The 12,510-nt window shown below is 70.3% G+C and carries 11 protein-coding genes and 1 pseudogene; 10 read left to right on the forward strand and 2 right to left on the reverse strand.

Annotation, left to right across the window (positions count from 1 at the left end):
• Positions 1-77 precede the first annotated feature (77 nt).
• The 4 genes from ACZ4WH_RS25175 (at position 78) to mutM (ending at position 2,795) form a co-directional block, all read left to right on the forward strand.
• Positions 78-722: a YceD family protein gene (locus ACZ4WH_RS25175; RefSeq protein ID WP_468184233.1), complete on the forward strand. Its 645-nt coding sequence runs from the start codon at positions 78-80 to the stop codon at positions 720-722.
• 2 nt (positions 723-724) lie between these two features.
• Positions 725-898 carry a 50S ribosomal protein L32 gene (gene rpmF, locus ACZ4WH_RS25180; RefSeq protein ID WP_003951102.1) on the forward strand — a complete coding sequence of 58 codons (174 nt, stop codon included), beginning with the start codon at positions 725-727 and terminating at the stop codon, positions 896-898.
• Positions 899-918: 20 nt separating this feature from the next.
• On the forward strand, positions 919-1,761 hold the full coding sequence (gene rnc / locus ACZ4WH_RS25185; RefSeq protein ID WP_468184236.1) for a ribonuclease III: 843 nt from the start codon (positions 919-921) through the stop codon (positions 1,759-1,761).
• Positions 1,762-1,934: 173 nt separating this feature from the next.
• Positions 1,935-2,795: a bifunctional DNA-formamidopyrimidine glycosylase/DNA-(apurinic or apyrimidinic site) lyase gene (mutM, locus tag ACZ4WH_RS25190; RefSeq protein WP_468184238.1), complete on the forward strand. Its 861-nt coding sequence runs from the start codon at positions 1,935-1,937 to the stop codon at positions 2,793-2,795.
• Here the strand turns inward: mutM and ACZ4WH_RS25195 are convergent.
• Entirely contained in the window at positions 2,768-3,163 is a 396-nt protein-coding gene (locus tag ACZ4WH_RS25195; protein ID WP_468184240.1) for a winged helix-turn-helix transcriptional regulator, read from the reverse strand. The genes mutM and ACZ4WH_RS25195 overlap by 28 nt on opposite strands.
• Positions 3,164-3,300: 137 nt before the next feature.
• On the opposite strand from ACZ4WH_RS25195, the gene ACZ4WH_RS25200 reads away from it, so the two are divergent.
• Positions 3,301-3,885, forward strand: a complete 585-nt coding sequence (locus ACZ4WH_RS25200; RefSeq protein ID WP_468184243.1) for a flavodoxin family protein — start codon at positions 3,301-3,303, stop codon at positions 3,883-3,885.
• 70 nt (positions 3,886-3,955) lie between these two features.
• Here the strand turns inward: ACZ4WH_RS25200 and ACZ4WH_RS25205 are convergent.
• Positions 3,956-4,339: pseudogene (locus ACZ4WH_RS25205) on the reverse strand (CAP domain-containing protein); the annotation flags it as partial.
• 67 nt (positions 4,340-4,406) lie between these two features.
• On the opposite strand from ACZ4WH_RS25205, the gene ACZ4WH_RS25210 reads away from it, so the two are divergent.
• From ACZ4WH_RS25210 to ACZ4WH_RS25230, 5 genes are all read left to right on the forward strand, one after another.
• Positions 4,407-5,258: a hypothetical protein gene (locus ACZ4WH_RS25210; protein WP_468184245.1), complete on the forward strand. Its 852-nt coding sequence runs from the start codon at positions 4,407-4,409 to the stop codon at positions 5,256-5,258.
• 653 nt (positions 5,259-5,911) lie between these two features.
• The gene (locus tag ACZ4WH_RS25215) at positions 5,912-6,193 is read left to right on the forward strand and encodes an acylphosphatase (protein ID WP_171152453.1); all 282 of its coding nucleotides are present in this window, start codon (positions 5,912-5,914) and stop codon (positions 6,191-6,193) included.
• Between the two features lie 381 nt (positions 6,194-6,574).
• The gene (locus ACZ4WH_RS25220) at positions 6,575-6,778 is read left to right on the forward strand and encodes a hypothetical protein (protein WP_018544743.1); all 204 of its coding nucleotides are present in this window, start codon (positions 6,575-6,577) and stop codon (positions 6,776-6,778) included.
• A gap of 285 nt (positions 6,779-7,063) precedes the next feature.
• Positions 7,064-10,849 (forward strand): chromosome segregation SMC family protein, encoded by a 3,786-nt coding sequence (locus tag ACZ4WH_RS25225; RefSeq protein ID WP_468184248.1) that lies wholly within the window; start codon positions 7,064-7,066, stop codon positions 10,847-10,849.
• Positions 10,850-11,049: 200 nt separating this feature from the next.
• Positions 11,050-12,468 carry a sugar porter family MFS transporter gene (locus ACZ4WH_RS25230; protein ID WP_468184251.1) on the forward strand — a complete coding sequence of 473 codons (1,419 nt, stop codon included), beginning with the start codon at positions 11,050-11,052 and terminating at the stop codon, positions 12,466-12,468.
• Positions 12,469-12,510: the final 42 nt, after the last annotated feature.

The following is a 12,510-nucleotide window of genomic DNA, read 5'->3' on the forward strand; positions in this document are numbered from 1 at the left end:
GCGCGTATGTCCGCGATCACCGCTGCCCGGAACACCGACGGGTGGCGTCCCTTCGAGTTCGCAGATCGAAAGCAGGAATGGCTTCCAACGCCCGCCTCGACCACCGAAACCCCCTCGTGATCGACACGCACGAGCTGGGTCGGCGTCCTGGTGCGCTGAAGCGCCTGACCCGCCAGATCGACGCTCCCAAGGATCTCGGCATCCAGGGAGTCATCGGAGTGCCGGAAGGCGCCCCGATGGAGCTCGAACTCCGACTTGAGTCGGTCATGGAAGGGGTGCTTGTCACAGGCACCGCCCGTGCCACGGCCGAGGGGGAGTGCGTAAGGTGTCTGGAGCCGGTCGAGCTGGAGCTCGAAGCGGACTTCCAGGAGATGTTCTCGTACCCTGACGCCGACGACCGGGGCCGTGTGATCGCGGAACCGGGCGACGACGCCGAGGACGACGAGGACAGGCTCTTTGTCGAGGACGGTCTGATCGACCTCGAACCCGTGCTGCGCGATGCGGTGGTGCTCGCACTGCCGATGCAGCCGGTGTGCCAGGAAGGCTGCCCGGGTCTGTGCTCCGAGTGCGGGGCGCGACTGGCGGACGACCCGGACCACCACCACGACGCCGTCGACATCCGTTGGGCGGCTTTGCAGGGATTCGCCGATTCACTCGAACCCGGCGATAAGGACGAGATGAGCGGCGCCGAAGCGGGCGTCGACGAGAAGCAGGAGAAGTAGCCGTGGCTGTTCCGAAGCGGAAGATGTCGCGCAGCAACACGCGCCACCGCCGGTCGCAGTGGAAGGCTGCGGTCCCCACCCTGGTTGCGTGCGAGCGCTGCCACGAGCCCAAGCAGCAGCACATCGCGTGCCCGTCTTGCGGCACCTACAACAAGCGCCAGGTCCTCGAAGTCTGAGCGGGCTGGTGAGAGGCACTGTGTCCACACCGAAGAAAAACTCTGCGGACAACCAGGCCTCGTCCCACACGCTTCTGGAAGGGCGGCTCGGCTACCAGGTCGAGTCCGCCCTTCTGGTGCGAGCGCTGACCCACCGTTCCTACGCGTACGAGAACGGCGGTCTGCCGACGAACGAGCGCCTGGAGTTCCTCGGGGACTCCGTGCTGGGCCTCGTCGTCACGGACACGCTGTACCGCACCCACCCCGACCTGCCCGAAGGCCAGCTGGCCAAGCTGCGGGCCGCGGTGGTCAACTCGCGTGCGTTGGCGGAGGTCGGGCGCGGCCTCGACCTGGGCGCCTTCATCCGGCTCGGCCGGGGTGAAGAGGGCACGGGCGGCCGGGACAAGGCATCCATTCTCGCCGACACCCTGGAAGCGGTGATCGGCGCGGTCTATCTCGACCAGGGCCTCGACGCGGCCTCCGAACTGGTGCACCGCCTGTTCGACCCGCTGATCGAGAAGTCCTCCAACCTCGGTGCCGGCCTGGACTGGAAGACGTCCCTCCAGGAGCTGACCGCGATCGAGGGGCTCGGCGTGCCCGAGTACCTGGTCACGGAGACGGGCCCCGACCACGAGAAGACCTTCACTGCTGCCGCCCGCGTCGGGGGCGTCTCGTACGGCACCGGCACCGGCCGCAGCAAGAAGGAGGCGGAGCAGCAGGCCGCCGAGTCCGCCTGGCGGGCCATCCGGGCCGCCGCGGACGAGCGCGCCAAGGTAGCCAAGGAGCCCGTCAAGGAGACGGCCGACGAGGCTGTCAGGGGCAGCGAGGCCGTCGAGGTCGGCGAGGCCGTCAAGGGCGGCGACACCTCGTCCGCCACCGCCTGACCGGAACAGAACAGCACCACCCGAGCGCCCGCCCCGCCTCCCGCGGGACGGGCGCTCGGCCGTCCACGGGCGCTGCCTGCCGGAGGCGGATGGTGCCACCCCGGCCCGGTGGGCAGGCCTGGGCCCCGGGATACCCTGCCCTCAGCTCTTCCGCAGTCGCCCGAAGGAGTGCCGTGCCCGAGTTGCCCGAGGTCGAAGTCGTCCGCCGGGGCCTGGAGCGCTGGGTCGCCCACCGGACCGTCGCCGAGACCGAGGTGCTGCATCCGCGAGCCGTACGCCGGCATGTCGCCGGACCCGACGACTTCGCGCACCGGCTCAAGGGCCACCACATCGGCACGCCCCGGCGGCGCGGCAAGTATCTGTGGCTGCCGCTGGAGGAGACGAACCAGTCCGTCCTCGCCCACCTCGGCATGAGCGGCCAGCTGCTGGTCCAGCCGCATGAGACGCCGGACGAGAAGCACTTGCGCATCCGCGTCCGCTTCGCCGACTCCCTCGGCACCGAACTCCGCTTCGTCGACCAGCGCACCTTCGGCGGGCTGTCGCTGCACGACAACACCCCCGACGGCCTGCCCGACGTCATCGCGCACATCGCCCGCGACCCGCTGGACCCGCTCTTCGACGACGACGCCTTCCACCAGGCGCTGCGCCGCAAGCGGACCACCATCAAGCGGGCCCTGCTGGACCAGTCGCTGATCAGCGGCGTCGGCAACATCTACGCGGACGAGGCCCTGTGGCGCTCCCGCCTCCACTACGAGCGTCCTACGGCGAACTTCACCCGCCCGGTCACGGCGGAACTCCTCGGCCACGTCCGGGACGTGATGAACGCGGCCCTCGCGGTCGGCGGCACCAGCTTCGACAGCCTGTACGTCAACGTCAACGGCGAGTCCGGCTACTTCGACCGCTCCCTGGACGCCTACGGCCGCGAGAACGAGCCCTGCCGTCGCTGCGGCACCCCCATGCGCCGCCGCCCCTGGATGAACCGGTCCAGCTACTTCTGCCCCAGGTGTCAGAGGGCGCCGCGCGTCTCGTCGTAACGCGCGCGGGCCGCCAGGACGTCGTCCATCGCGCCCTCCACGCAGTGGATGAGCGCCAGCAGCCGCTCGGCGACCTGCCGGCCCAGCGGCGTCAGCTCGTAGTCCACGCGCGGCGGGTTCGTCGGCTGGGCCTCGCGGTGCACCAGGCCGTCGCGTTCCAGCGCGTGCAGCGTCTGGGACAGCATCTTCTCGCTCACCCCGTCCACGCGCCGGCGCAGCTCGTTGAAGCGCAGCGAACCCTCGTACAGCGCGCCGAGCGTCAGCCCGCCCCAGCGGCCCGTGACGTGCTCCAGCGTGCCCCGCGACGGGCAGGCCTTGGCGAAGACGTTGTACGCGAGGTCGTCCTGGTCCTGGGTGGTGACGGTCATACCGGCAAGGGTACGCCCGCACAGCGCTCACCACCAGGTTGCACTAACTGTTGGTTAGTGCTTTCCTGTGGTTACTGTTTGCGAGCTGCTCTCTTCAGTCGAGCTGCCGATTTCCGCTGCCCTTTCGAGGAGTCCGCATGACCACGCCCGTCGTTTCCATCGCCTACCACTCCGGCTACGGCCACACCGCCGTCCTCGCCGAGGCCGTCCGCGCCGGTGCCCTCGACGCGGGTGCCGAAGTGCATCTGATCAAGGTGGACGAGATCACCGACGAACAGTGGGAGACGCTGGACCGCTCCGACGTGATCGTCTTCGGCTCGCCCACCTACATGGGCACCGCCTCCGGCGCCTTCCACGTCTTCGCCGAGGCCAGCTCCAAGCGCTGGTTCGGCCAGGACTGGAAGGACAAGCTGGCCGCCGGCTTCACCAACTCCGCGTCCAAGAGCGGCGACAAGCTGCACACCCTCCAGTTCTTCCAGACGCTCGCCGCCCAGCACGGCATGCACTGGGTCAACCTCGGCCTGCTCCCCGGCTGGAACAGCAGCACCGCCTCCGAGCACGACCTCAACCGCCTCGGCTTCTTCGCCGGTGCCGCCGCCCAGAGCAACAACGACCAGGGCCCCGAGGGCGTCCACAAGGCCGACCTGGCCACGGCCGAGCACCTGGGGCGCCGGGTGACGGAGACGGCGAAGGTCTTCACCCGCGGCCGCGTCGCCGCGTAGCGGCTGCTGCTGGGCGGAGCCTGCTGCTCGGTGGAGCCTGCTCCCCAGTACCGGAAGTCAGTACCCGACGTCAGTACCCGAAGTCCTGGGTCCACCAAGGCCCGCCCGGGCCGAAGTGGACGCCGACGCCCAGGGTCTTGAAGTCGCAGTTCAGTATGTTGGCGCGGTGGCCGGGGCTGTCCATCAAGGCCGCCATCACGGCCGCCGCGTCGCTCTGGCCGCGGGCTATGTTCTCGCCGCCGAGGCCGGTGATGCCGGCCACCGCCGCCCGGTCCCACGGCGTCCTGCCGTCCGGGTCGGTGTGGTCGAAGAAGCCCCGCGCGGCCATGTCGTCGCTGAACGACTCGGCCAGCTTCGTGAGCGAGGAGTTCGCCGCCAGTGGGCTACAGCCGACCTTCGCCCGTTCGTCGTTGACGAGCTTCAGCACCTGGGCCTCGGCGGCGGCCTCCCGCGACACCGTCACCGGCGAGGAGGCCGGCGCCGGCGCCTTGGTGGCCGTACGGGACGGGGTGACCTTCGGCGTGGACGGCTTGGACGGCGCGGAGGGCTTGGAAATCGCCGAGGGCTTGGACGTCGCGGGCGGCTTGGAGGGTGCGGAGGGCGTGGTCCTCGGCGTCGTCCTTATAGGCGCGGGCTTCTCGGTCGCCGTCTTGGAGGGCGTTGCCGTCTTGGAGGGGGTTGCCGACTTCGAGGGGGTCGCCGTCTTCGAGGGCGTTGCCGTCTTTGAGGGGGTTGCCGACTTCGAGGGGGTTGCCGTCTTCGAGGGCGTTGCCGTCTTCGAAGGAGTCGCCGTCTTCGAGGGGGTTGCCGTCTTTGAGGGGGTCGCCGTCTTGGACGGGGTTGCCGTCTTCGAGGGCGTTGCCGTCTTCGAGGGGGTTGCCGTCTTCGAGGGCGTTGCCGTCTTCGAAGGAGTCGCCGTCTTCGAGGGGGTTGCCGTCTTTGAGGGGGTTGCCGTCTTGGACGGGGTTGCCGTCTTCGAGGGCGTTGCCGTCTTGGACGGGGTTGCCGTCTTCGAGGGCGTTGCCGTCTTCGAGGGGGTCGCCGTCTTTGAGGGGGTCGCCGTCTTCGAGGGGATCGTCGCCCTCGGGGGAGTCGCCGACTTTGAGGGAGGCGTCGTCTTCGAGGCGGAAGCGGCGGGGGATCGCAAGGCGGAGGGTGACCGCGTCGCGGTGGGGGAGGAGGAAGCGGACGCGGACGCGGATGCCGGCGGGCTCGCGGAGCCGCCGCGCGCGCCGCTCCCGCTGCTGGGCGTGCCGGCGGGTATCTGGGCGCTGCCCGAGGTGCCGCCCTGCCCGGTGGCCGTGTTGCTGGGTGCGCCCGCGGTCTGCACCCGGTCCCCGCCGGTGGTGTGCGTACCGCCGCCGAGCTGGTAGTGCTCCAGGCCCGGTACGACACCCGTGGCCACCGCGACCGTGCCGAGGGCGACGGCCACGGACACGCCGAGCAGACCCGCGCGCACCGGCCGTCCGACCCTGTTGCCCCGTCGGCGCCCACCGGACGGCCCGCCGGCCGGGGTGAAACCCCCGCCCGGGAAGCCGTCGCTGCCGGAACCGGAGCCGGAAGCGTGCGTGCCAGGTGTCGGCTCGTCGCCCGTCGCGAACAGGTACGCCTGAGCCTTCGCCGTGGTCTCGGCGTAGGCCTCCGGGTTCAGGTACGGCGCGATGCCCATCGGCATCCGCCGTTCCACCGTGGACGAGTGCTGGGGGTCGTCGCTCCCCGGTCCCGACCGCTGGGTGTGGTCGGCCCCCGTGGCGCGGCCCGTGGCGGCGCGGCCGGCGGCGGAGCGTCGGTGGCGTCCCATGTCCTTGCCCTCTTCCTCGTGCCTGCGGTCGACCGGTGCCTGCACGGCGAGTGAGTCTCCGGGGAGTGAGTCTCCGGCGAGCGACTCGTGGCGAGTGACTCCCTCTGGCCAACCCGACTCACTCGATCGAGTGAGTTTCATATGAAATGCATCGGGTCCGGACGGTACCGCATGCCGCTCGGGGGCGATGTGTCCCGACCGACACCGGCTGGTTAGGTTGCACGCATGAGCGAGGAAGTGCGACTGATCGCCTGGGTGCGTGGACACGTGCAGGGCGTGGGTTTTCGCTGGTTCACGCGCGCCAAGGCGCTGGAGATCGGCGGCCTGAGTGGTTTTGCTCTCAATTTGGCCGACGGCCGGGTCCAGGTGGTCGCGGAGGGGCCACGGGAGGGCTGCGAGGGGCTGCTGGACTGGCTCCAGGGCAGCGACACGCCCGGGCGCGTGGACGGCGTCACCGAGATCTGGGACACACCGCGCGGTGGCTACGACGGCTTCGCCATCCGCTGAGCCGGAGCGCCACGCTTGCGTGCGCCGGAGTGCGGCAAACTGCCGGGGGCACATGCGGAAGGCGGAAACGCCCTGGTGGTTGCCAAGACAGGCGTGGCATGGCAGGCTCCGCTTTTACTGCTGGTCGCCACGCCCTGAGGGTCCGGAGGAGTCGCAGCGCCGCCGCTTTACCGGCCGCGTGCCCCGGTTTGCCCGCCAATACAGGGCGTGATCGTGTTGACCGTCAAACTTTTTGGTGAGACGCTGAAAGCCCCGCGCACCCTAGCTGTTTGGCATGGAGCAACACCAGAGCAACACCCGGATGTGCCAAGCACCGCGGGTGCGAATCCCTCACGACCCACACCGCATCGGTCGGTCACTCAGTGTGGAGGACCATCCATCATGGCAAAGGCGCTTCTCGGTTACGTCGGCGGCTCCGACCCTCGACTCCTCGCCGAGATGCGACGGCTTCAGCAGCGAGTCCAGGACCTGGAGTCCGAGCTGGTACGGATCCAGGCGGAGAACGACGCGCTGGCGGCTGCCGCTTCTCAGGACAGGATCATGGAGAGCATCGACGCACACCAGGCGGAGCCTGCGCTCACCTGATCGTTGCATCGCTCCACGACAGCAGTCGCAGCGATCGGGCTGCCCGTATCAACCGCTCAGTTGATCGGACGGCTGAGATCCAGCCGTCAGACATGCAAGGGACGCTTCGGCGTCCCTTCGTTCTTTCTTTCCCCCCGGCTTCCCCGGCCTTTCCCCGCCGTTCGTTAGCCCGCGCATCCTTTCACTCTCTTTAACATCTGGTGTGCCCTCCATGTTCACCAGTGAAACCGCGCGGTTGCGAGGGTTCATGGAGTGAGATAGCGGCGGCGGGTAGAGTCCAGCGGCGTGCACCTCAAGGCCCTGACCCTCCGAGGGTTCAAGTCGTTCGCCTCGGCGACCACGCTCCGGTTCGAACCGGGGATCACGTGTGTCGTCGGACCGAACGGCTCGGGCAAGTCCAATGTCGTGGACGCGCTCAGCTGGGTCATGGGCGAGCAGGGCGCCAAGTCGCTGCGCGGCGGCAAGATGGAGGACGTCATCTTCGCCGGCACCACCGGCCGCCCGCCGCTCGGCCGCGCCGAGGTGTCCCTGACCATCGACAACTCCGACGGGGCCCTGCCCATCGAGTACGCCGAGGTCACCATCACGCGGATCATGTTCCGCAACGGCGGCAGCGAGTACCAGATCAACGGCGACACCTGCCGCCTCCTCGACATCCAGGAACTCCTCTCCGACTCCGGCATCGGCCGCGAGATGCACGTCATCGTCGGCCAGGGGCAGCTCGACTCCGTCCTGCACGCCGACCCCATGGGCCGCCGCGCCTTCATCGAGGAGGCGGCCGGGGTCCTCAAGCACCGCAAACGCAAGGAGAAGGCGCTCCGCAAGCTGGACGCGATGCAGGCCAACCTCGCGCGCGTGCAGGACCTCACCGACGAGCTGCGGCGCCAGCTCAAGCCCCTCGGCCGGCAGGCCGCGGTCGCCCGCCGGGCCGCCGTCATCCAGGCCGACCTCCGCGACGCCCGCCTGCGGCTCCTCGCCGACGACCTCGTCCGCCTGCGCGAGGCCCTCCAGGCCGAGATCGCCGACGAGGCGGCCCTGAAGGAACGCAAGGAGACCGCCGAGCAGGAGCTGAAGAAGGCCCTCCACCGCGAGGCCCTGCTGGAGGACGAGGTACGCCGGCTCACCCCGCGCCTCCAGCGCGCCCAGCAGACCTGGTACGAGCTGTCCCAGCTGGCCGAACGCGTGCGCGGCACCGTCTCGCTGGCCGACGCCCGGGTCAAGAGCGCCACCTCCGCGCCCCCCGAGGAGCGGCGCGGCCGGGACCCGGAGGACCTGGAGCGTGAGGCCGCCCGCATCCGCGAGCAGGAGGCCGAGCTGGAGGCCGCCCTGGAAGCGGCCCAGCGGGCACTGGACGACACCGTCGCCCACCGCGCCGAACTGGAGCGCGAGCTGGCGGTCGAGGAGCGCCGGCTGAAGGACGTCGCCCGCGCGATCGCGGACCGCCGCGAAGGGCTGGCCCGCCTCTCCGGGCAGGTCAACGCGGCCCGCTCGCGCGCCGCCTCCGCCCAGGCCGAGATCGACCGCCTGGCCACGGCCCGCGACGAGGCACAGGAACGCGCGGTCCGCGCCCAGGAGGAGTACGAGGCCCTCCAGGCGGAGGTCGACGGCCTGGACGCCGGCGACGCCGACCTCGCCGAGCAGCACGAGACGGCCAAACGACAGCTGGCGGAGGCCGAGGCCGCGCTGACCACGGCCCGCGAGGCACTCACCGCCGCCGAGCGCACCCGAGCCGCGACCCAGGCCCGCCACGAGGCGCTGGCGCTGGGCCTCCGCCGAAAGGACGGCACCGGCATACTGCTCGGCGCCCGGGACCGGCTCACCGGAGTCCTGGGCCCCGCGGCAGAACTGCTGACGATCAAACCGGGCTACGAGATCCCGCTGGCAGCGGCCCTCGGCACAGCGGCGGACGCCGTCGCCGTGACGACCCCCGCAGCGGCGACCGAGGCGATCAACCTCCTACGCAAACAGGACGCCGGCCGAGCGACCCTCCTCCTGACAGGAGCCCCAGAGGAACCCCCCCAAAGGGCCGCGAGAAACTACGACGGTCTCGCAGCAGTCGACGGCGATGGCTCGGCGCCCCAAAGGGGCGCGGGGAACGGCGCGAGCGACCCCAACGATCCCGCAGTCGACAACGGCGGTTCGGCGCCCGATAGGGGCGCGGGGAACGGCGCGAGCGACCCCAACGATCCCGCAGCCGACAGCGATGGCTCGGCCCCCCACAGGGGCGCGAGCAACCGCAACGACCCCGCAGCCGACCCCCGCCGCTCCACACCCCTCTTCGCCGCCGACCTGGTCCACGGCCCCGCCGAACTCCTCACCGCGGTCCGCCGCCTCCTGACCAACGTCGTCGTCGTGGACACCCTGGAGGACGCCGAGACCCTGGTCTACGCCCACCCCGAGCTGACCGCCGTCACCGCAGAGGGCGACCTCCTCGGCTCCCACGTCGCACACGGCGGCTCGGCCGGCGCGCCCAGCCTGCTGGAGGTGCAGGCCTCCGTGGACGAGGCCGCGGCCGAGCTGGCCGAGTTGGAGGTCCGCTGCCAAGAGCTGGCCGAGGCGCAGCAGGCCGCGGCCGAGCGCCGCAGGCAGTCCGCCGCCCTCGTGGAAGAACTCGGAGAGCGGCGACGGGCCGCCGACCGCGAGAAGTCGGCCGTGGCCCAGCAGCTGGGCCGGCTCGCCGGACAGGCGCGCGGCGCCGCCGGGGAGGCCGAGCGGTCGGCCGCGGCGGCGGCCCGCGCGCAGGAGGCGCTGGAGAAGGCCGTACAGGAGGCCGAGGAACTGGCCGAGCGGCTGGCCGTGGCCGAGGAGATGCCGGTGGAGGAGGAGCCGGACACCTCGGTGCGGGACCGGCTCGCGGCCGACGGGGCCAACGCCCGGCAGACCGAGATGGAGGCCCGCCTCCAGGTCCGTACGCACGAGGAGCGGGTCAAGGGGCTCGCCGGCCGCGCCGACGCACTCGACCGGGCGGCCCGCGCGGAGCGCGAGGCACGCGCGCGTGCCGAGCAGCGCCGGGCCCGGCTGCGCCACGAGGCGGCGGTCGCGGAAGCCGTCGCCTCCGGCGCCCGGCAGCTGCTCGCGCACGTCGAGGTGTCCCTGGCCCGGGCCGAGCGGGAGCGTTCCGCCGCCGAGGCCGCCAAGGCCCGGGGCGAGCAGGAGCTGGCCGCCGCCCGTACGGCGGGCCGCGAACTGAAGGCCGAACTCGACAAGTTGACTGATTCGGTCCACCGTGGCGAGGTACTCGGCGCCGAGAAGCGGCTGCGCATCGAGCAGCTGGAGACCAAGGCGCTGGAGGAGCTGGGTGTCGAGCCGGAGGGTCTGGTGGCGGAGTACGGGCCGCACCAGCCTGTGCCGCCCTCGCCCCCCGCCGACGGCGAGCGGCTGCCCGAGGACCCGGACCACCCGCGTAACCAGCCGCGCCCCTTCGCGCGTGCCGAGCAGGAGAAGCGGCTCAAGGCGGCCGAGCGGGCGTATCAGCAGCTGGGCAAGGTCAACCCGCTGGCGCTGGAGGAGTTCGCGGCGCTGGAGGAGCGGCACAAGTTCCTCAGCGAGCAGCTTGAGGACCTGAAGAAGACCCGCGCCGACCTGCTCCAGGTGGTGAAGGAGGTCGACGAGCGCGTCGAGCAGGTCTTCACCGAGGCCTACCGGGACACCGCCCGGGAGTTCGAGGGAGTCTTCAGCCGCCTCTTCCCGGGTGGCGAGGGCCGTCTGATCCTGACGGACCCCGACAACATGCTCACCACGGGCGTGGACGTCGAGGCGCGCCCGCCGGGCAAGAAGGTCAAGCGGCTCTCCCTGCTGTCGGGCGGCGAGCGCTCGCTGACGGCTGTCGCGCTGCTGGTGTCGATCTTCAAGGCCCGGCCGAGCCCCTTCTATGTCATGGACGAGGTCGAGGCCGCGCTGGACGACACCAACCTCCAGCGGCTGATCCGGATCATGCAGGAGTTGCAGGAGACCTCGCAGCTGATCGTGATCACCCACCAGAAGCGCACGATGGAGGTCGCCGACGCGCTCTATGGCGTGTCCATGCAGGGCGATGGCGTGTCGAAGGTCATCTCCCAGCGCCTTCGCTAGCGCTCCCTCAAGATCAACTGACTCTGTGTTCAAGAAATGAACACGGACCGCATTGGTGTATCGAAAAACTCACAGGCGCTGGAGTATTGACTTCGAAACTTGAAGGCATAGTCTCTGCAACGTTGCTTTTACCTTCAGGTTCTACCTGTAAGGGCTCGCCCCCACCCGCGGCAGCGCTGCCGTGGCCCGAGGAGTTACACGTGACCAGCACAGCGCAGGCACCTCAGTCAGGAGCCAGGACGGCTCACCCCGAACATCTCGGGCACGTCATCTTCATCGCGGCGGCTGCCGCGATGGGCGGCTTCCTCTTCGGCTACGACAGCTCCGTCATCAACGGCGCCGTCGAGGCCATCCGGGGCCGTTACGACATCGGGTCCGCCGCCCTCGCCCAGGTCATCGCGATCGCCCTGATCGGCTGTGCCATCGGCGCCGCCACCGCCGGCCGCATCGCCGACCGGATCGGCCGCATCCGCTGCATGCAGATCGCCGCCGTCCTCTTCACCATCAGCGCCGTCGGCTCCGCGCTGCCCTTCGCGCTGTGGGACCTCGCCTTCTGGCGCATCGTCGGCGGCTTCGCCATCGGCATGGCCTCCGTCATCGGCCCCGCCTACATCGCCGAGGTCGCCCCGCCCGCCTACCGCGGCCGGCTCGGCTCCTTCCAGCAGGCCGCGATCGTCGTCGGCATCGCCATCTCGCAGCTGGTCAACTGGGGCCTGCTCAACGCCGCCGGCGGTGACCAGCGCGGCAAGCTGATGGGCCTGGAGGCCTGGCAGGTCATGCTCGGCGTGATGGTCGTCCCGGCCGTCCTCTACGGACTGCTGTCCTTCGCGATCCCCGAGTCCCCGCGCTTCCTGCTCTCCGTCGGCAAGCACGACCGCGCCCGTGAGATCCTCGCCGAGGTCGAGGGCAAGGAGATCGACCTGGACGCCCGCGTCGCCGAGATCGAGCTGGCGATGAAGAGCGAGCACAAGTCCACGTTCAAGGACCTGCTCGGCGGCTCCTTCTTCTTCAAGCCGATCGTCTGGGTCGGTATCGGCCTGTCGGTCTTCCAGCAGTTCGTCGGCATCAACGTCGCGTTCTACTACTCCTCGACGCTGTGGCAGTCGGTCGGCGTCGACCCGACGGACTCGTTCTTCTACTCCTTCACGACCTCGATCATCAACATCATCGGCACCGTGATCGCGATGATCTTCGTGGACCGCGTCGGCCGCAAGCCGCTCGCCCTCATCGGCTCGATCGGCATGGTCGTCGGCCTGGCCCTGGAGGCCTGGGCGTTCAGCTACCACCTGGTCGACGGCAAGCTGCCGAGCACCCAGGGCTGGGTCGCGCTGATCGCCGCCCACGTGTTCGTCCTGTTCTTCGCCCTCTCCTGGGGTGTGGTCGTCTGGGTCTTCCTCGGCGAGATGTTCCCGAACAGGATCCGTGCCGCCGCCCTGGGCGTGGCCGCCGCCGCGCAGTGGATCGCCAACTGGGCCATCACCGCGAGCTTCCCGTCACTGGCCGACTGGAACCTCTCCGGCACCTACGTGATCTACACCGTCTTCGCCGCGCTCTCCATCCCGTTCGTCCTGAAGTTCGTCAAGGAGACGAAGGGCAAGTCCCTGGAGGAGATGGGCTGAGCCTCGTCACGAGGCATCCCCGAACTCGGGGAGAAGGGCCAA

The organism is Streptomyces sp. NPDC029138, from assembly GCF_055564375.1.